The sequence below is a fragment of the Pseudomonas aestuarii genome (assembly GCF_027988105.1).
Taxonomy (GTDB): domain Bacteria; phylum Pseudomonadota; class Gammaproteobacteria; order Pseudomonadales; family Pseudomonadaceae; genus Aquipseudomonas; species Aquipseudomonas aestuarii.
This window is the reverse complement of sequence record NZ_JAQJZJ010000004.1, coordinates 216832-235289: the sequence shown is the minus strand read 5'-3', so window position 1 is coordinate 235289 and position 18458 is coordinate 216832. Positions and strand designations below refer to the sequence as shown.

Here is an 18458-nt window from a genome sequence, read left to right as displayed (position 1 = left end):
TCCTGGGTCTTGATCCGCGTTTCACGCATGCAGATGCGCAGGGCAAGACTTCCAGGGCTGGGTTGGCGACCCAGCCCTGGACTGGCGAAACCAGCAGCACACTGCACGGCTGAGCGCTCGCTTGGCCGGTCGCTCCCCTAGGGGGTCGGGGGTCACGTCTTCGCGAGAAAATACCCGGTCAGGCGCCAGGCTAATTGGCCAGACGCCGGGATGATCGAGGCTGCAGGGGAGCAGCTCATTGGCCGCAGGCCCTTGCTTGGCAGTAGCCGGGGCTGAATGAACAAAACCCCCACCGGCAAAGCCAAATGGGGGTTCTCCTCTTGCGGCAGCCAACGCTTGTGGCGCTGGGAGCGACAACGGCGCTAGCCGTTCCCCGCATCGTTGACCGATAGGGGGGAGCCGAGCTCACAGCTCCAAAGTTCCACCGTCGGCTGGGTCGCTTGTGGCGGGCCGAGCCAGTCACTCATGGAGCGACAACGCTGGTTGAAACACAGTTGGTAATCCCCTGCCTCGGGGGTTCGCCCCAAGCGCAGCGGTTGCAGGGGCGCTAGCTGGCGTTGGTAGTGCCAGCTGCCCTCACGCAGTTCGGCATCGGCAGGGATTTCCATGCCAGCACCAGAACCCTTGACCCGCGCCTCGCCGAGCAGCAAGCCCTCGGCGGTCACGCGGTAATCCTCTTCCCAGCGAATTTTCTCGATGGTGTGGCGCCAGGCCAGAGTAAACGCCGGCACCGGCAGCTCAGCCCACACCACCCCGGCCAGGCCCAAGCACAATCCGATCACGCCAGCGTCGCCTGGGCATGGCGCGCACGCCAGAAGTGCTGCCCGAGGAACAGCGCCACCAGCACAAAACCGATCTCATCGCTCATCGGCGTGGCCAGGATCAGACTGATACCCGCGGCGAAACCCAGTACGCGCTCCCACCAGGGCATCTTGCAGTGCAAGAAACCGGTGAACACTGCGCCCCAGATACCGATCGCCAGCGCCGCCTTGACCAGCACATAGATGATCGCCAGCAGGCTATCGCTTTGCAGCATCAGCGCCGGTTCATACACCGCCATGAAGGGGACGACGAAACCGGCGATGGCGATACGTATTGCCCACAGACTGATCTTCAACCCGCTCTCCTTGGCGATAGGGGCCGCCGCGAAACAGGCCAGCGCCACCGGCGGGGTGAGGTCGGCCATGATGCCGAAGTAGAAGACGAACATGTGCGAGACAATCAGCGGCACGCCCAGCTCCAGCAGTGCCGGTGCGGCGATGGAACTGGTGATGATGTAGTTGGGAATGGTCGGAATCCCCATGCCCAGCACCAGGCAGGTCAGCATGGTGAGAATCAGCGAAAGGAACAGGTTGTCCTGGCCGATGGCGAGGATGTAACCGGCGAAGGTCGACGCCACCCCGGTCAGCGAGACCACACCGATGATCACCCCGACCAGGGCGCAGGCGATGCCCACCGGCACCGCGTGGCGCGCGCCTTCGACCAGCGCATGCAGACAGATCACCAGGGTGTCGCGACCGCCCTTGATGAACCAGCAGATCGCCACCAGCAGCGCGACCACACCGAATACCACGCCGATACCCAGCTGGAAGAAGCCGGCGCAGAGCACCCCGAGGGCAATCCAGAAGGCCATGCGCAGTACGGTCGAGGACACCCGCAGGATGATCGCCGAACCGAGAATGACGATGGCGGTCAGGGCCAGGCCGACCATGCCGGAAAACAGCGGCGTGCGCCCGGAGAACAGCAGGTAGATAAGGATGAACAGCGGGATCAGCAGGTACCAACGCTCTTTCACCGCGGCCCAGGGATTGGGGCACTGGTCTTTCGGCAGGCCACGCAGGTTGGCGCGCTTGGCTTCCAGGTGAACCATCCAGAACACCGATCCGAAGTACAGCAACGCCGGCATCAAGGCGGCCTTGGCCACCTCGATGAAAGGCACATTGATGGTCTCGGCCATGATGAACGCCACCGCGCCCATGATCGGCGGCATGATCTGGCTGCCCATGCTCGAAGTCGCTTCGACGCCGCCGGCGAAGGCCGACTTGTAGCCGAAGCGTTTCATCAACGGAATGGTGAACTGGCCGGTGGTGACCACGTTGGCCACCCCGGAACCGGTGATGGTGCCCATCAGCGCCGAGGACACCACCGAGACCTTGGCCGGGCCGCCGAGCTTGTGGCCGAACAGGCCCATGGCGAAGTCGGTGAACAGCTTGATCATGCCCGCCTGTTCGAGGAAAGAGCCGAACAGGATGAACAGGAAGATATAGGTGGCCGACACATAGGTCGGGGTGCCGTAGAAGCCTTCGGTACCGAAGGCCAGCTGGTTGACGATCTGGTCCAGGCCATAACCGCGGTGGGCCAGATCCCCGGGCAGGTATTGACCGAGCAGGCCGTAGGCGAGGAACAACCCGCAGATCAGCGGCAAGGCGATGCCCATGACCCGGCGCGCCGCCTCGAAGACCAGCACCATCAGCACCAGGCCGACGACCATGTCGGCACTGGTCAGATCGCCGGAACGCTGGATCAGGTCCGCCTCGAACACCCACTGGTAGATGGCGGTACCCATGCCCGCCAGGCCGAGTAGCCAGGCCAGCGGCTGCCAGGGTTTGTCCTTGCCGATCAGGGGAATGCTGAGGAATACCGTCAGCAGCAGAAAGCCGACGTGTACCGCCCGCAGGATCTGGCTGGACACCGGATGAAAGGCCGCCGTGGTGATCTGGAAGATCGAAAACAGCAGCGCCACATAAAACAGCGCTTTCGGCCACTCGCCCGGTCCAGCCGCGAGGCCGTGGTTTTGTTCAGTCATGGAGCTGGTGCCCTCATTACAACGTCGATATGGCGTAAGAGTTGCCAACAAAACCTGCCGTACACGGCACGCTGGTTTTATTCGCAACTCTACAGACAGTGGTGCCTGGGTAGGCTCGGTAGGCTCGGTAGGCTCGGTAGGCTCGGTAGGCTCGGTTGAGCGAAGCGATACCCATGCTGCATGGCAAGCGCCTTCGTCATCGGTAGATGGGTTATGCCGCTGCGCGACTAACCCATCTACCAGGCCCGAGCCATCCTACGAGCTCAACCCTACGGCAGCCTTACAGCGCGCCGACTTCCTTGTAGAAGCGCTCGGCACCTGGATGCAGCGGGATCGGCAGGTTCTTCGCCGCGCCGTCCAGTTTGATGTCCTTGGCCGCGGAATGGGCGTTGCCCAGACGCTCGAGGTTGTCGAACATCAGCTTGGTCATCTGGTAGGCCACTTCCTCGGATACATCTTCATGGCTGACCAGGATGTTCTTGATCGCCACTGTCGCGATGTCGACATCCTGACCGTCATAGGTACCGGCTGGAATCATGGCGGGCTGATAGGCCGCATTGCCGATCTTGGTGCTTACCTCGGCCGGAATGGCGACGAAATTGATCGGCAGGGTGGCGGCCAAATCGCGGATCGCCGCCATGCCCAGCCCCGAGGATTGCAGGGTGGCATCCAGCTGACGATTCTTGATCAGCTCGACCGACTCGGCGTACGGCAGGAACTCGACCTTGGCCATGTCGTCATAGCTCAGACCCGCCGCGGCGAAGATCGCCCGCGCATTCAGCTCGGTGCCGGACTTCGGTGCGCCGACCGAGATACGCTTGCCTTTGAGGTCAGCCAGGGTGGCGATACCGGACTCCTTGTTGGCGACGATCTGGATGTAGTTCGGGTAGGTGCCGGCAATCGCGCGGAGCTTCTTCAGCGGGGTTTTGAAGCCGGCATCTTCCACGCCATTCCAGGCATCGGCGACCGAGTCACCCAGGGCCAAGGCCAGCTCGCCGCGACCGGTCTGCAGCAGGTTGAGGTTTTCCACCGACGCCTTGGTGGCCTGCACCGAGGTCTTGGCGCCGTCGATACCGTTGCTGTAGAGCTGCGACAGGGCCACACCGATCGGGTAGTAGACCCCGCTGGTGCCGCCAGTGAGGATGTTGATAAAGGTCGGTGCGGCAAATGCGGCAGTGCTGGCCGTCAGGGCCGCGGCAGCAGCGAGCAGGCTGAAACGCTTGGTCAATCGCATGGAGTATCTCCGTCGTTGTTATGGCTTTATGCAGCGTTTTTTCACTGTAGACGATGCACGACCCGCCGCAGCGGATAGGCAAGTCCGGGGGCCGATCAGAATGGGCGAAAGTGGCGAATGCCCGCACCCGACCGAGGCCTGGCACGCAAGAGGCGGCATAACGGAGCTGGGCGAGACGCGCTCGCGGGGGCAGTTCGGCAGTTCATAGGCTCACCTCTGGTCTTTCTTATAATCGCCGCCGCAAACAGCACGGATGGCGTACCAGAGCTATAGCAGATGCCGTGCCAATGGCTGTATAGCCCGATCTAGAGGGGTTTGCATGAATAGCCCGAGGCTTGATGAGCGGATTTACGCCTACTATCGAGCAGAGATAGGCGTAAATCCGCTTACGCTGTCGGCGTGCAGATCCTGTGTGCACCTGCCAGGTCTGCGCCAACGCACTGCTGAGGATCTTCAGTCCTCGTCGCCACTGCCGGCCGGACGATAGCTGCTGCGCTGCAGGCCATGGCGCTGCATCTTCTCGTTGAGGGTGCGCCGCGGCAGCTGCAACAGCGCCATGACCTCGGCGATATTGCCCTGGCAGTGCTGCAAGGCGCGGTGCAGGCATTGCGCCTCGAAGGTTTCCATCTGCTCGGCCAGGGACTGCACCGGCAACTCGCCAGCGCCTTCAGCCGGGGCGCTCAGACCCAGGGCATGGCGCTCGGCGGCGTTGATCAGCTCGCGCACATTGCCCGGCCAGTCGTGACCGAGCAACCGGCTCAAGTCGGCCGGCGACAACGGCGGCATGTCCCGCCCATGGCGCTGGGCGGCCTGGCGGGCGAAGTGTTCGAACAGCAGGGGAATGTCCTCGCGCCGCTCGCGCAGCGGGGGGATGCGCAGGCTGGCGACGTTCAGCCGGTAGTACAGGTCCTCGCGGAAACGCCCGGCGCGCACTTCATCGAGCAGATCCGGCTTGACCGCGCTGATCACCCGCAGATCGACCTGGATACTGCGGTTGGAACCGAGCCGCTCCAGGGTTTTCTCCTGCAGCACCCGCAGCAACTTGACCTGCTGGGCCAGCGGCAGGCTTTCCACCTCATCGAGAAACAGGGTGCCGCCGTCGGCATGTTCGATGCGGCCGATGCGCTTGCCCTGGGCGCCGGTGAAGGCGCCGCTTTCGTGACCGAACAGCTCGCTTTCGAACAACTGCTCCGGAATCGCCGCACAGTTGAGGGCGACGAAGGGCTTGCCGGCGCGCGAACTGAAATCATGCAGGCAGCGGGCGACCCGCTCCTTGCCGCTGCCGGTGTCGCCACGAATCAGGATATTCACCGAGGTCCCGGCCAGCTCGAGAATCTGCCGGCGCAGGTTTTCCATCGGCTTTGAAACACCGAGCAACTGCGCCTCGATGTGATCCTTCTGGGCAAATTGCTGACGCAGCTGGCGGTTCTCGCAGACCAGCCGGCGCTTGTCCAGGGCGCGGCGCACGCTGTCGAGCAGGCGCTCGGGGGTGAAGGGCTTTTCGATAAAGTCGTAGGCGCCGTTACGCAGCGCCTGCACCGCCATCGGCACATCGCCATGGCCGGTCACCAGGATCACCGGCAGGTCGCGATCCAGCTCCAGCAGCGAGTCGAGCAGTTGCAGGCCGTCGGTGCCGGGCATGCGCACATCGCTGACGACCACGCCGGCAAAATCGCGATCGACCAACGCCAGCGCCTGCGCCGCATTGGCGCAGCTCTGCACCTGCAAACCGGACAGTTCGAGCCACTGCTGCACCGCTTCGCGGATCGCCGCCTCGTCATCGACCACTATCACCTGACCGCTCATGGACACCCCCCTCTCGACGCCGGCAGTGTAGGGTGGGTCGGGCCGTGTAGGCTAGCGGCGCAGAACAGCCCAAGAAAAACGGCAACAGTATTCGAGCGCCGCGTCACGACCAGACCGTGACAGCGCGAGGCACCCTTGATGAGTCACGGCGCGTCAACGGTTTCCGCAGATGCCATTGATGCGGTACGCGCCTGCCCCCTCCTACCCAGTGCTGCTCAGCTCGGCTGACGGGGCGGGCGCTGACGCCGCCCGGCCGCCCGATTCAGGGTGTTCTGGCTCGGGCTGGGCGCTGGCAGGGTGACGCTGGCCCGCAACCGGCTGAAGGCATCGGTCTTGTGCGGGATCGCCATGGCCGCGATGAAGTGCTCCTGAAAACGCGGCTCGGTGGCGGTTTCCACCTTCTCCACGCGCCTGACCACCTCTTCGATTTCCTGGCGCGACTTGCGACTGAGCAGGGCGATGCGCGCCCCTGTGCCGGCGGCATTGCCGGCCGAGGTGACATGCTCGAGGTCGCAGTCCGGGATCAGGCCGAGAATCATCGCGTACTTGACGTCGATATGGGTGCCGAAGGCGCCGGCCAGGCGAATGCGCTCGACCCGATCGGTGCCGAATTGCTCCATCAGCAGCTTGATTCCGGCATAGAGCGCGGCCTTGGCCAGCTGGATCGCGCGCACGTCATTCTGGGTGATGCGCAGGGTGCGGCTGGCGTCCTGGTGCAGCACGTAGGCGAAGGTCCGGCCGTCGGCCACCACCCGCGGGCAGCGCTCGGCCAGGGCGCCGTTGACTACCCCCTCGTGGTTGATGATGCCGGCCAGGAACAGTTCGGCGATCACCTCGATGATGCCCGAGCCACAGACTCCGGTGACGCCATGCCCGGCGATCGCCTCGGCGAAGCCGGCCTGGTTCGACCACAGATCGCAGCCGATCACCTTGAAGCGCGGTTCCAGGGTCTGCGGGTCGATGCGCACCCGCTCGATGGCACCCGGCGCGGCGCGCTGGCCGCAACTGATCTGGGCGCCCTCGAAGGCCGGGCCGGTCGGACTGGAGGCCGCCAGCAGGCGCTCGCGATTGCCCAGGACGATCTCGGCGTTGGTGCCGACGTCCACCAGCAACATCAGTTCTTCGCTCAGGTAGGGCGTCTCGGAAAGGATCACCGCGGCGGTGTCGGCACCGACGTGGCCGGCGATGCAGGGCAAGCCATAGACCCGCGCGTTGGGGTGGATGCGCAGGTCGATTTCGGTGGCCCAGAGACCGTCGACCGCCTCGTCGGTGGCCAGGGCGAAGGGCGCGCCGCCCAGCTCGACCGGATTGATGCCGAACACCAGGCTGTGCATGATCGGGTTGCCGACGAAGGTGGCCTCGATGATCGCGTTCAAGCCGATCCCCGCCTCCTTGGCCAGCTCCTCGGTCACCTGGTTGAGCGCCTCGCGCACGGCGAGGGTCATGTCCACCTCGCCGCCCGGGTTCATCATGATGTAGGAGACCCGACTCATCAGATCCTCGCCGAAGCGGATCTGCGGGTTCATGCGCCCGGCGGAGGCCACCACCTCGCCACTCTGCAGGTCGCACAGATGAGCGGCGATGGTGGTCGAGCCGACATCCACCGCCATGCCGTAGATCTTCTCGTGCAGCCCCGGCCAGACGGCGATGATCCGCTCGTCGTTGTACACCGCCACCGTGACTTGCCACTGACCCTGGCGCAGGGCCTGCTGCAGTTGCTGGACCACGCGGATATCGCTTTCCAGCTGGGGCAGGTGCCACTGGTAGTTGAGGGCATCCTTGAGCCGGCGCAGATCGGAGGCCGGCACGTGCATGTCCGGCTGTTGCACCTCGACGAAGTACAGGCGAACGATCGGGTCCAGCTCGATATTGACCACTTCCGCGCGCTTGCGCACGACCTGGCGGTGCACCTGGCTGGAAGGCGGCACATCGATCACCGCATCGCCCAGCAGCTGGGTCGAACAGCTCAACCGGCGCCCCGAACTGAGCGGGCCGCGGCGCATTTCCCAGGCGTACTCGGTGTCGCTCTTGGCGCTCAGGTGGCTGGCGGCGGACTCGAGCCCGTGCTTGGCGAAGCTGCCCTCGCACAGGTCGACCTGGCAGCGACCGCAGAGACCGCGACCGCCACACACCGAGTCGATATCGACGCCCAGCGACCGGGCCGCCTCCAGCAGCGGCGTGCCCACGGGGAAGCGACCACGGCGGCCGGACGGGGTGAATACCACGAGTGCATCTTCAGGCTCGGACACGGCTACCTCCTGGTTCGAAGCAAGTCCCCGCAGCGCCCTGGAGCAGGGCCCTTCGCGGCGCCGCCGGCGATACCACCGGCGGCAGGCGGCGACGCTTAGCTGGTTGAGCGCCGACGGGTCTGCCGGCGACCGCGGGCCTCGCTGCCATCGGCGCCAACCGCCGGCGGCTCGCGGAACTTCTTGATCCAGCGCATGCAGTCTGGGTCGTGGCCCATCATCACGTCGGCGCCCAGGATGGCGGCCATGATCTCTTCGTGCAGTGGATTGGTGATCGCCGAGGTCAGGCCGGAGGCGATCGCCATGCTCATAAAGGCCGCATTGATGCCGTTGCGGTTGGGCAGGCCGAAGCTGACGTTGGAGGCACCGCAGGTGGTGTTGACCTTCAGCTCGCGCTGCAACCGATAGCACAGTTCGAAGACCTGGCGACCGGCGTTGCCCACCGCGCCGATCGGCATCACCAGCGGGTCGACCACCACGTCGCAGGCCGGAATGCCGTGATCGGCGGCCCGTTCGACGATCTTCTTGGCGATGGCGAAGCGCACATTGGGGTCGTGGGAGATGCCGGTTTCGTCGTTGCTGATGGCCACCACGGCGGCGCCGTACTTCTTCACCAGCGGCAGTACCCGCTCCAGGCTTTCGTCCTCGCCGGTCACCGAGTTGACCAGGGGCTTGCCCTGGTACACCGCCAGGCCGGCTTCCAGGGCGGCGATGATCGAGGAGTCGATGCACAGCGGCACGTCGGTCAGCGACTGCACCAGCTTGATGGTCTGGGCCAGGATCGCCGGCTCGTCGGCCAGCGGGATGCCGGCGTTGACGTCGAGCATGTGCGCGCCGGCCGCCAGCTGCGCCTCGACATCGAGGATCACCCGGGAGAAGTCGCCGGCGGCCATTTCCGCCGCCAGCAGCTTGCGCCCCGTGGGGTTGATGCGCTCACCGATGACCACGAAGGGCCGCTCGAAGCCGAGCACCACTTCCTTCTTGTGCGAGCTGATGATGGTATCTGTCATGACACTTCCTCGAATATTTACACTGGATTGCCGACCTGTATCGCGTTGCCCGCAACTAGTCGGATAACGCCTGTTCGCTGTGCCCGAGCGCATCCGGCGACTCTGGATTGAGTTGCGCGGGGTTGTCGCGGCCCGGGTACCAGGGCACCCGCCCTTCGAGTACGCCGGAGGCCTGGATGATCTCCGCCACGCTTTCCTCCTGGCGGTAGGCCATGATGTGCGCGCCGCTGACGCCCTTGATCTCGCGGATCTCCTGCAGCAGGTCCAGGCACAGGCGCTTGCCCTCCTCTTTCTGCTTGCTGGCGCCCTGCAGGCGCTCGATCACCGCATCCGGAATATGCACGCCGGGGACGTTCTGGCGGATCCACAGGGCGCTCTTGGCCGAGGCCAGCGGGCCGACCCCGACCAGAATATGCACCCGCTTCGGCCCTTCCAGCAGGCCGAGATCGCCCACCTTGGCCATGAACTGCTTGAGTCGGTCGATATCGAAGCAATACTGGGTCTGGATGAATTGCGCCCCGGCCGCCACCTTCTTCGCCAGGCGGTGCGGGCGCCAGTCATAGGGCGGCACGAACGGGTTCTCGGCGGCGCCGAGAAACACCCGCGGCGGCATGTCGATCTTGCGTCCGCTCTGGAAGCGGCAGTCGTCGCGCATGCCGCGGGCGATTTCCAGCAACGACATCGAGTCCAGGTCGAACACCGGCTTGGCCTGCGGATGATCGCCGGCCTGCACGCCGTCGCCGGTCAGGCAGAGGATGTTGCAGGCGCCCATCGCCGCCGCGCCGAGGATCTCGCCCTGAATGGCGATGCGATTACGGTCGCGGCAGGAGATCTGCATGATGGTGGCGTAGCCGACCCGGGTCAGCAGCGAGCACACGCCGACGCTGGACATGTGGCAGTTGGCCCCCGAACCGTCGGTGGCGTTGATGGCGTCGACGTAGCCGTCGAAGATCGCCGCGCGCTTGAGCACCTCGGCCGGATCGGCCGAATCCGGCGGATCGAGCTCGGCGGTGATGGCAAACTTGCCCGCGCGCAACACTCGCTCCAGCCGCCCGGGCGAGACGTGACCCGGCAGGATCGGCAGCGAATAGCCGGGAACCGGCTCGTCATCGAATCTCATTGCTCGTCCCCGTTGTTCCGCTGCGCCTGTTCACGGACCACGCTGAGCCAGGAGGATGAGCCCCTGAGGCGGTAGTCGACCGGCTGCTGCACCACATGAATGCGCTCGCCGTGCCGCATGTTCTGGCTGCCGGCCCAGGCCTCGACCCAGACGCATTTCATCTCCGGTTTCACTTCGCAATGGCCGTCGCTGCGTACCCCGCCGCAGGGGCCGTTGCGCAGGGTCTTCGGGCAGTTCATCGGGCACGCCATGCCGGTCGAACTCAATACGCACTGACCGCACATCTGACAGTCGAACAGCAAGCCCTTGACGCCCTTCTCGACGGCGCGCATCGGGGCCTCGACCCGCGCATACCCCAGCCGCTTCCACAGCGGGTGCAACTTCACCAGCAGCGGCTCGAAGCAGCGGTAGAGGCTTTCGAACACTCTGGAGTGGCGGACCACCCAATGACGAACCTTGTACATGGCAGTTATCCTGGCTCGTGAGACAGCATGATTGTTGATGCCTGGCGTGCCAAACGCCTTCGCCACCACCAACGCAAAGACCTCCATTCGGACAACCGGTCGGGGATCCGGTCAGGCCTCCGGGTCGAGGGCCAGCCCCTTGTTCTTGATCAGCCGGGCCAGGTCGTCGTCGCTATAACCTTGTTCGATGTGGGCCGCCTCGGCCTCGGCTTCGGCCTGCAGGTCGTCGCCGCAGGCTTTGGGTTCGGAGCGCTTCCAGTCGGCCAGATAGGCCTCCGAGCCACCCTTGCCGGCGCGCATGGCCGCCCGGTCGATGGCTTTCTGAAACCGCTGGGGTAGCTGCACGCGGGCGCTGTTACGACCCCGCTTGACGATGATCTGCGCAGGGATGTCGCGCCAGGACACGATGATCAGTTGGGCCATTTCTCTTCCCCTTCGATAAAGCGCAGCAGTGAAGTGTGCAGATCCCCGTAGCCGGTATAGCGGTACTCGAAGGCCAGGCCGAGCAATCCGGCGGCGCGCTCGGCGGCCTGCATCAGCACGGGGTCCTCGCGCTGCGCCAGGTACAGCAGACGTCGGTAGTTGCCGAAATACAGCGCGGCCAATTGCGGGTGCTGATCGATGCCCAGCTCGCGCATGACCAGCCGGTCGAAATGCCGGGCCAGGAAGTCGGTGAGGTAGAAGGTGCCTGGCTCCGCGGCGGCAAGCTCGGCAAACACCTGCTCGCCCGCGTAGAAGTCATAGCAATGCGCGCCCGGCAGGCGTTCCACACCATGGGCGGCGAGCACCTGATCGAGGCGTCCGCCGGTGCCGCAATCGGCATAGGCGACGAACACCCGCTCACGCCCCCGATCGACCTCGTGCAGCTTGTCCTGCACCGCCCCGGCGATCCGCTCGGGGTGGTTATGCAGGTCGGCTGGCAGGCACTGCACCCGCACCTGCTGCCAGCCATTGGCCGCGACCAGTGCATTGATCTCCCTGGCCAAGGCCCCACAGGCAATGATCAGCATGGGCTTCATGGCCGCCGGCTCTTGGTTCAGGCCGCACGCCGACGGGCGATCAGTTCTTTGGCCATGTCCACGGCGACACCCGCATCGCGGCAATAGGCATCGGCGCCGACCGCCTTGCCGAACTCCTCGTTGAGCGGCGCGCCGCCGACCATCACGATGTAGTCGTCACGGATGCCCTTCTCCACCAGGGTGTCGATCACCACCTTCATGTAGGACATGGTGGTGGTCAGCAGCGCCGACAGGCCGAGAATGTCCGGCTTGTGCTTTTCCAGGGCTTCGATGTAGGTCTCGACCGGGATGTTGATGCCGATGTCGATGACTTCGAAGCCGGCGCCTTCCATCATCATGCACACCAGGTTCTTGCCGATGTCATGGATGTCGCCCTTGACCGTGCCGATCACGATCTTGCCGACCGATTCGGCACCGGACTGAGTCAGCAACGGGCGCAGCACTTCCATACCGCCTTTCATGGCGTTGGCTGCCATCAGCACTTCCGGGACGAACAGGATGCCGTCGCGGAAGTCGACGCCGACGATGGTCATGCCGCCGACCAGCGCCTCGTCCAGTACCTTACTGGCGCTCCAGCCGCGTGCCAGGAGAATCTCGGTGCCCTCGACCACCTCCTCGCGCAAGCCGTTGTAGAGGTCATCGTGCATCTGTTCGACGAGTTCGTCGTCGGGCAGATCGTTGAGGTCAAAATCTTCTTCGCTGAACTGGTCGGTCATTGCGATTGACTCCCCCGAAAACTACGTCTGGATTACGCCTGACGGCAGTGATGAATAGCCAGCGTAGAAGCAGTTCGTTCAGTTTATAACCACCAAGACGACGCACACATACCCACGTGCGACTACATAGTCAAACTTCGACCACATTGTTATCCAATCTCGCAATACATTGATCTGGATCATTTTTTTAAGAAATACTCGAACCCAAGCGACGTCGCTAGGGCGACGCCAGACGTCGTCTTTGAGCAAGTGACCACAGAGGCGGCGAGTAGATTTCAAAGACTCTGAAGCGAGCGTCAGGCCGTCCCATTCTGCGCATCGCCAAGTCCGACCGCCTATTCAAGAGTGCGTTGTCAGGGGGGGATTGAAATGTCTGCAATGTCCGCAATGACCGAAGGAAAGAACATCTATGTGCTGAAGGCCAGCTGCAAGGGCGCCATCGGAACCGTGTCGAGAATCTCCACCTTTCTCGCCCAGCACCGCTGCTACATCATGGAAATGGCCCAGTTCGATCAGATATCCAGCGGCAACTTCTTCGTTCGCGTGGTGTTCTCCACCACCCCCGGCGAGACACCCTCCTTCCAGGTGCTCAAGGACAGCTTCCCCGCCGTGGCCGAGCTCGACGGCCTGGAGTGGGAGATGCATGACACCCTGACCCCGCCCAAGGTGCTGATCGCCGTCTCCAGGTTCGATCACTGCCTGGACGACCTGCTCTACCGCCAGCGCACCGGCGAGATCAAGATGGAGGTTGCGGCCATCGTCTCCAACCACCCCGACCTCAAGCGCCTGGCCGACTGGTATGACATTCCCTACTACCACCTGCCGGTGACGCCGGAGAACAAGGCCGAGCAGGAAGCCAGGCTGCTGCAGATCGTCGAGGAGACCGGCGCCGACCTGGTGGTGCTGGCGCGCTACATGCAAATCCTCTCCGAGGACCTGTGCGACAAGCTGGCCGGTCGGGCGATCAATATCCATCACTCGTTCCTGCCCGGTTTCAAGGGCGCCAAGCCCTATCACCAGGCCTTCGAGCGCGGGGTCAAGCTGATCGGCGCCACCGCCCACTACGTGACCTCCGACCTCGACGAGGGCCCGATCATCGAGCAGATCGTCGAGCGCGTGGACCACACCTACAGCGCCGAGCAACTGGCCGCGGTCGGCCGCGATGCGGAGAACCTGGCGCTGTCGCGGGCGGTGCGCTTCCATCTGGAACACCGGGTGTTCATCAACGGCCATACCACCGTGGTGTTTCGCTGAGCCTGCGTCGGTAGCGGCGCGGCACAACTCCATCGCCGACCTTCGGGACTGGCACACCCACACAGGGCTTATGCATGGCAACAATCATCGATGGCAAGGCGTATGCGGCGCGTCTGCGCGCGGAAATCGGCCTCCAGGTGCGCACGCTGCGCGAACAGCACTTCGTCACGCCCGGGCTGGCGGTGATCCTGGTCGGCGAAGACCCGGCCAGCCAGATCTATGTCAGAAACAAGGCGAACCAGGCCCGCGAAGCGCAGATGTCGTCGTTCGAATATCGCCTGGCCTACGGCGTGCCGGAGGAGCAGTTGCTCGAGCTGATCGAGCGGCTCAATCAGGATCCGGCCGTGCACGGGATTCTGGTGCAGCTGCCCTTGCCGCCACAGGTCGACCCCGAGCGGGTGATCAACGCGATCCGCCCGGACAAGGACATCGACGGCTTCCACCCACTCAATGTCGGCGCGCTGGCCACCGGCGGCAAGGGCATAGTGCCCTGCACCCCACTGGGTTGCCTGATGCTGCTCAAGCACCATCTGGGTGACCTGAGCGGCCTGCACGCCCTAGTCCTGGGGCGCTCCAACATCGTCGGTAAGCCCATGGCCAGCCTGCTGCTCAAGGAGAACTGCACGGTGACCATCGCCCATTCGCGCACGCGCGACCTGCAGGCCGAATGCCAGCGGGCGGACATCCTGGTGGCCGCGGTCGGGCAACCACGACTGGTTGCCGGGCACTGGATAAAGCCAGGGGCTACAGTCATCGATGTCGGCATCAACCGCATCGAGGAAGCAGGCAAGGCCCTGCTGGTGGGCGACGTGGATTTCGACCTGGCGCGTGACGTGGCGGGTGCCATCACCCCGGTTCCCGGCGGCGTCGGCCCGATGACCATCGCCTGCCTGCTGCTCAATACGCTCGAGGCCGCCTGCCGGCAGAATGGCATCGCCTTCCCCGGCAACATCATGCAAGCCGCCTGGGGCAGCGTGGAAGGTAGCTAGGTCGGCACAGGGGGTGCCTCATCAACTCCACATACCGACGTCCTGATGACGTAAGCAACCGAGGGAGAGTCCGATCATGAGTTCACATCCCACACGCAGACGCGGCGGCGGCAGCGAGGCACGTCGCGCCAGCCGAGCCGAAGGCCAGGCCGCACAGGCTCCCTACATCACGCGCAACATCCCCTACTACGAGGTCCTCGACGACGCGGGCCTGCGCATCATCGAGGACAACGCCGACACCATCCTCGAGGAGATCGGCATCGATTTTCGCGACGATCCGGAAGCCTTGCAGATCTGGCGCGACGCCGGCGCCGACGTCCAGGGCGAGCGGGTGCGCATGCCGCGCGGCCTGTGCCGCAAGCTGATTCAGGACAGCGCCCCGCGCGAGTTCACCCAGCATGCGCGCAACCCGGCGCGCAGCGTGCAGATCGGCGGCGCCAACACCGTGTTCGTGCCCGCCTACGGCTGCCCCTTCGTCCACGACATCGATCGCGGACGGCGCTACGGCACCCTCGAGGACTTCCGCAACTTCGTCAAACTGGCCTACCTGTCGCCGAGCATTCACCACTCCGGCGGCACCATCTGCGAGCCGGTCGACCTGCCGGTGAACAAGCGCCACCTGGACATGATCTACAGCCACATGAAGTACTCCGACAAGTGCTTCATGGGCTCGGTGACCCACCCGGAACGGGCCCAGGACACCATCGAGATGGCCAAGATCCTGTTCGGCGACAACTGGATCGATCCGGCAACCGGCAAGCCGAGGACCTGCGTGATCAACCTGATCAACGCCAACTCGCCGATGACCTTCGATGACACCATGCTCGGCGCCGCCAAGGTCTATGCCCGCGCCAACCAGGCCTGCATCATCACCCCGTTCATCCTCGCCGGCGCCATGTCGCCGGTGACTATCGCCGGCACCGCCGCCCAGACCCTGGCCGAGGCCCTGGCCGGCATGGCCTTCGTGCAGCTGGTCAACCCGGGCGCCCCCGTGGTGTTCGGCAGCTTCGCCAGCTCCATGTCGATGCAGTCCGGCGCCCCCACCTTCGGTACCCCCGAGCCGGCGCTGGTGCTCTACGTGATGGCCAATCTGGCCCGGCGCCTGGGCGTGCCCTTCCGTTCCGGCGGCTCCTTTACCGCCTCCAAGGTGCCCGATGCCCAGGCCGCCAGCGAAAGCGCCAACACCCTGCTGCCGACCACTCTGGGCGGGGTCAATTTCGCCCTGCACACCGCCGGCTGGCTCGAGGGCGGCCTGGCCATGGGCTACGAGAAGTTCATCATGGACGCCGACCAGGCCGGCATGATGCAGACCCTGCTCAAGGGCGTCGACCTGTCCGAGAACGGCCAGGCCATGGACGCGATTCGCGAAGTCGGCCCGGGCAAGCACTACCTCGGCTGCGACCACACCCAGCAGAACTTCAAGACCGCCTTCTACCTGTCGCCGATCTGCGATAACAACAGCTTCGAGCAATGGGACGCCGACGGTCGCCTGGACATGGCCCAGCGCGCCAATGCCCGCTGGAAGAAGCTGCTGGCCGAGTACCAGGCGCCCGAGCTGGACCCGGCGATCGACGCGGCGCTGCTGGCCTATATCGAGCAACGCAAGGCGAGCATGCCCGACTCGAGCGTGTAGGCGCAGGCTGCTGCACAATGCCAGAAGGCGGTCCTCGGGCCGCCTTCTGGCGTTTTCCTGGCGGCTCCCGGTTGACCTCAAGCCTCGGTGAGCGCCGCCACGTACAGCGCCGGCATCCCGCAGGCCAGCGCGGTGACCCGGGCCTCGAAGAACATCTCGCCGTCGATATCGTTGCGCACGCAGTTTTCCTCCAGCTGGTATTCGATGCGCAGGCTATCGGCGCCGGCCTGCCGGGCCAGCAGCTCCGCGTCCACGGCGGCTTCGGCGCGCGCCTGGGCGAGCGCCGCGTCGAGGCTGGCATGGTCCACCGGGCCGTGGCGGGTAAACACCCGGAAAACCCCGAATTGCGGTTGCAGCACGGTGATGTGCACGCGCTGCACCACCTCGCCAAACAGCGTGCCCACTGCGTTGGCGACCTCGCCGTGCGGTGGCAGACATAGGCGCACGCCCAGGGCCTCGGCCGCCTTCGGATAGTAACTCGAGGCCGGACCGCCGACGGCCACCACCGGCAGGTCGTCGGCGAAATGCAGGCTGAACACCGAGCGGGCAGCACGCCCCTCCTGCGGGGTCATGACCAGCTCGCTGAGCACCTTCGCCAGCCGGCTGACGTCGCCGTCCTGGCCGGCATCGTGCAGCCCGGCCTCGACCAATTTGCTGCAGATGACCCGGATGACCCGCTGGAACACGTCCCGGGCGGGCGCCTCGGCGTCGCCTTCCGGCCAGGTGCCGAAGCCGTACTGGCGACGCATCCGGCGCGCCCAGATACGCGCCGCCAAGCTGGCCGCCTGGGTGCTCCAGTGCTGGGAAATACCCAGTACATGGGCGGCGTCGGTGGGCGTGAAGCCGCTGTAGATCACCAGCCCCTTGCGCTCCAGACGGGCCAGCGCGCGTGCCAGCCAGCGCTCGTCCATGGCCGCCTGCTCGATGTCCACCGGGCCGGCTTCCAGGCGTTCCCAGGCCAACTGCTCGTCGGGGGTCAGGTGGCGCAGCAGGGCGTCATCGCGCTGCAGGCGTAGGGCAAAGCGGTTATGGCTGCTGCAGGGGTGTGACTGCAACTGGCGCTCGAGCACCGCGATCACCGCCGGGTACTGGCTGGCCAGCAGGCTCAGCGGCACCACCCGGCGCGGGCCGATGGCAATGCCCTGGCCACTGTCGAAGCTCACCTCGCTGTCTCCGCCCAGACCGATCGAGTACAGGCGGATGGCTTCGACCATCGGCCGCCAGTCACCGACCCGGGCACCATCGAAGGACAGCTCGGGGCGGCCATTGCGCACCACCGCGATGTCGGTGGTGGTGCCGCCCATGTCGGCCACGATCAGGTCGCGATAGCCGCTCAGGGCACAGGCCCCGTTGACGCTGGCGGCAGGGCCCGACAACACCGTACTGATCGGGCGCAACATGGCGCTGGCGGCATTGACCAGCGAACCATCGCCCTTGACGATCATCAACGGCGCCTGGATGTCCTGCGCGGCCAGCAGGCCCTGGACCGAGTCGATCAACTGGCTGACCTGGGCGATCATGCGCGCGTTCAGCGCCGCGGTCATGGCGCGCCGCGGCGCGCCCAGCGACGAGGCCAGCTCATGCCCGCAACTGACCGGTTTGCCGGCCAGGTCGTTGACCAACTCCTGCACGCGCAGCTCGTGGGAAGGGTTGCGCACGCTGAAGGTCGCCGAAATGGCGAAGGCCGAGACCCGGTCGCGGTGGGCCAGGATCGCCTGGCGCGCCGCCTCCTCGTCCAGCGCCGCCTGCTCATGGCCGCCGGCATCGTGGCCGCCGGCCAACAGGACGATGCCGTCCGGCCCGAGCAACTCGGGCAAGCCGCTGGCCTTGAGCTGCTGGGCGTCGTAGCCGATCAGCAGCACGCACACCGGCGAACCCTTGCCTTCCACCGCCGAGTTGGTGGTCAGGGTCGAGGACAGCGACACCAGGGCGACCTCGGGCAGGAGCTGCTGCGGCAGCGCGGCCATCGACTGGCCGATGCCGACGCTCAAATCCAGACGCGTGGTCAGCCGCTTGGCCGAGGCCACCACCCGGCGCTGGTCGTCCAGCAGCACGGCATCGGTGAAGGTACCGCCGGTATCGATGCCGAGAAAATATGCCATGTCGGAAGCGGCTCCTTAAGGGCAGATAGACCGCAGTAATAGCACCCGGCCAGGCTTGC

General features: G+C 65.2%; 15 protein-coding genes. 3 read left to right on the top strand and 12 right to left on the bottom strand.

From position 1 onward, the window contains the following. Positions 1–362: 362 nt before the first annotated feature. The 11 genes from PH586_RS10620 to PH586_RS10570 all read right to left on the bottom strand — a co-directional run bounded on the left by PH586_RS10620 (position 363) and on the right by PH586_RS10570 (position 12421). A complete protein-coding gene (locus PH586_RS10620; RefSeq protein WP_271347733.1) occupies positions 363–782 on the bottom strand; it encodes a DUF1850 domain-containing protein in 420 nt (139 codons plus the stop codon). Beyond that, positions 779–2806 (bottom strand): TRAP transporter permease, encoded by a 2028-nt coding sequence (locus tag PH586_RS10615; RefSeq protein WP_271347732.1) that lies wholly within the window; start codon positions 2804–2806, stop codon positions 779–781. Before PH586_RS10615 ends, PH586_RS10620 begins: the two co-directional genes overlap by 4 nt. A 280-nt stretch (positions 2807–3086) precedes the next feature. Further along, entirely contained in the window at positions 3087–4040 is a 954-nt protein-coding gene (locus PH586_RS10610; RefSeq protein WP_271347731.1) for a TAXI family TRAP transporter solute-binding subunit, read from the bottom strand. Between the two features lie 453 nt (positions 4041–4493). Continuing rightward, positions 4494–5846, bottom strand: a complete 1353-nt coding sequence (locus PH586_RS10605; protein WP_271347730.1) for a sigma-54-dependent transcriptional regulator — start codon at positions 5844–5846, stop codon at positions 4494–4496. A 215-nt stretch (positions 5847–6061) separates the two neighbouring features. Continuing rightward, a complete protein-coding gene (locus tag PH586_RS10600) occupies positions 6062–8095 on the bottom strand; it encodes an ASKHA domain-containing protein (RefSeq protein WP_271347729.1) in 2034 nt (677 codons plus the stop codon). A 95-nt stretch (positions 8096–8190) separates the two neighbouring features. Next, on the bottom strand, positions 8191–9102 hold the full coding sequence (locus tag PH586_RS10595) for a dihydropteroate synthase (RefSeq protein ID WP_271347728.1): 912 nt from the start codon (positions 9100–9102) through the stop codon (positions 8191–8193). Positions 9103–9157: 55 nt separating this feature from the next. Further along, a complete protein-coding gene (locus tag PH586_RS10590; RefSeq protein ID WP_271347727.1) occupies positions 9158–10222 on the bottom strand; it encodes a methylenetetrahydrofolate reductase in 1065 nt (354 codons plus the stop codon). Beyond that, positions 10219–10686 carry a methylenetetrahydrofolate reductase C-terminal domain-containing protein gene (locus PH586_RS10585; RefSeq protein ID WP_271347726.1) on the bottom strand — a complete coding sequence of 156 codons (468 nt, stop codon included), beginning with the start codon at positions 10684–10686 and terminating at the stop codon, positions 10219–10221. The genes PH586_RS10590 and PH586_RS10585 overlap by 4 nt, the downstream gene beginning before the upstream one ends. 111 nt (positions 10687–10797) lie before the next feature. Next, entirely contained in the window at positions 10798–11109 is a 312-nt protein-coding gene (locus PH586_RS10580; RefSeq protein WP_271347725.1) for a virulence factor, read from the bottom strand. Continuing rightward, positions 11097–11705, bottom strand: coding sequence for a DUF1638 domain-containing protein (locus tag PH586_RS10575; protein WP_271347724.1), 609 nt, complete (start codon positions 11703–11705; stop codon positions 11097–11099). Before PH586_RS10575 ends, PH586_RS10580 begins: the two co-directional genes overlap by 13 nt. A 17-nt stretch (positions 11706–11722) precedes the next feature. Further along, the gene (locus PH586_RS10570; protein WP_271347723.1) at positions 11723–12421 is read right to left on the bottom strand and encodes a corrinoid protein; all 699 of its coding nucleotides are present in this window, start codon (positions 12419–12421) and stop codon (positions 11723–11725) included. A 387-nt stretch (positions 12422–12808) separates the two neighbouring features. Here PH586_RS10570 and purU point away from each other — a divergent pair, with 387 nt between their 5' ends. The 3 genes from purU (at position 12809) to PH586_RS10555 (ending at position 16297) form a co-directional block, all read left to right on the top strand. Continuing rightward, on the top strand, positions 12809–13675 hold the full coding sequence (purU, locus tag PH586_RS10565; protein ID WP_271347960.1) for a formyltetrahydrofolate deformylase: 867 nt from the start codon (positions 12809–12811) through the stop codon (positions 13673–13675). A gap of 74 nt (positions 13676–13749) precedes the next feature. Beyond that, positions 13750–14664, top strand: coding sequence for a bifunctional methylenetetrahydrofolate dehydrogenase/methenyltetrahydrofolate cyclohydrolase FolD (folD, locus tag PH586_RS10560; protein ID WP_271347722.1), 915 nt, complete (start codon positions 13750–13752; stop codon positions 14662–14664). Between the two features lie 76 nt (positions 14665–14740). Then, a complete protein-coding gene (locus PH586_RS10555) occupies positions 14741–16297 on the top strand; it encodes a trimethylamine methyltransferase family protein (RefSeq protein ID WP_271347721.1) in 1557 nt (518 codons plus the stop codon). Between the two features lie 77 nt (positions 16298–16374). Here PH586_RS10555 and PH586_RS10550 read toward each other — a convergent pair whose 3' ends face one another. After that, positions 16375–18399, bottom strand: a complete 2025-nt coding sequence (locus tag PH586_RS10550) for a hydantoinase/oxoprolinase family protein (protein WP_271347720.1) — start codon at positions 18397–18399, stop codon at positions 16375–16377. Positions 18400–18458 lie beyond the last annotated feature (59 nt).

Coding starts and splice junctions, on each gene's coding strand:
- PH586_RS10615 (WP_271347732.1), bottom strand. CDS start 2,806: ATGACTGAACAAAACCACGGCCTCGCGGCTGGACCGGGCGAGTGGCCG.
- PH586_RS10610 (WP_271347731.1), bottom strand. CDS start 4,040: ATGCGATTGACCAAGCGTTTCAGCCTGCTCGCTGCTGCCGCGGCCCTG.
- PH586_RS10605 (WP_271347730.1), bottom strand. CDS start 5,846: ATGAGCGGTCAGGTGATAGTGGTCGATGACGAGGCGGCGATCCGCGAA.
- PH586_RS10595 (WP_271347728.1), bottom strand. CDS start 9,102: ATGACAGATACCATCATCAGCTCGCACAAGAAGGAAGTGGTGCTCGGC.
- PH586_RS10590 (WP_271347727.1), bottom strand. CDS start 10,222: ATGAGATTCGATGACGAGCCGGTTCCCGGCTATTCGCTGCCGATCCTG.
- PH586_RS10585 (WP_271347726.1), bottom strand. CDS start 10,686: ATGTACAAGGTTCGTCATTGGGTGGTCCGCCACTCCAGAGTGTTCGAA.
- PH586_RS10580 (WP_271347725.1), bottom strand. CDS start 11,109: ATGGCCCAACTGATCATCGTGTCCTGGCGCGACATCCCTGCGCAGATC.
- PH586_RS10575 (WP_271347724.1), bottom strand. CDS start 11,705: ATGAAGCCCATGCTGATCATTGCCTGTGGGGCCTTGGCCAGGGAGATC.
- PH586_RS10570 (WP_271347723.1), bottom strand. CDS start 12,421: ATGACCGACCAGTTCAGCGAAGAAGATTTTGACCTCAACGATCTGCCC.
- purU (WP_271347960.1), top strand. CDS start 12,809: ATGACCGAAGGAAAGAACATCTATGTGCTGAAGGCCAGCTGCAAGGGC.
- folD (WP_271347722.1), top strand. CDS start 13,750: ATGGCAACAATCATCGATGGCAAGGCGTATGCGGCGCGTCTGCGCGCG.
- PH586_RS10555 (WP_271347721.1), top strand. CDS start 14,741: ATGAGTTCACATCCCACACGCAGACGCGGCGGCGGCAGCGAGGCACGT.
- PH586_RS10550 (WP_271347720.1), bottom strand. CDS start 18,399: ATGGCATATTTTCTCGGCATCGATACCGGCGGTACCTTCACCGATGCC.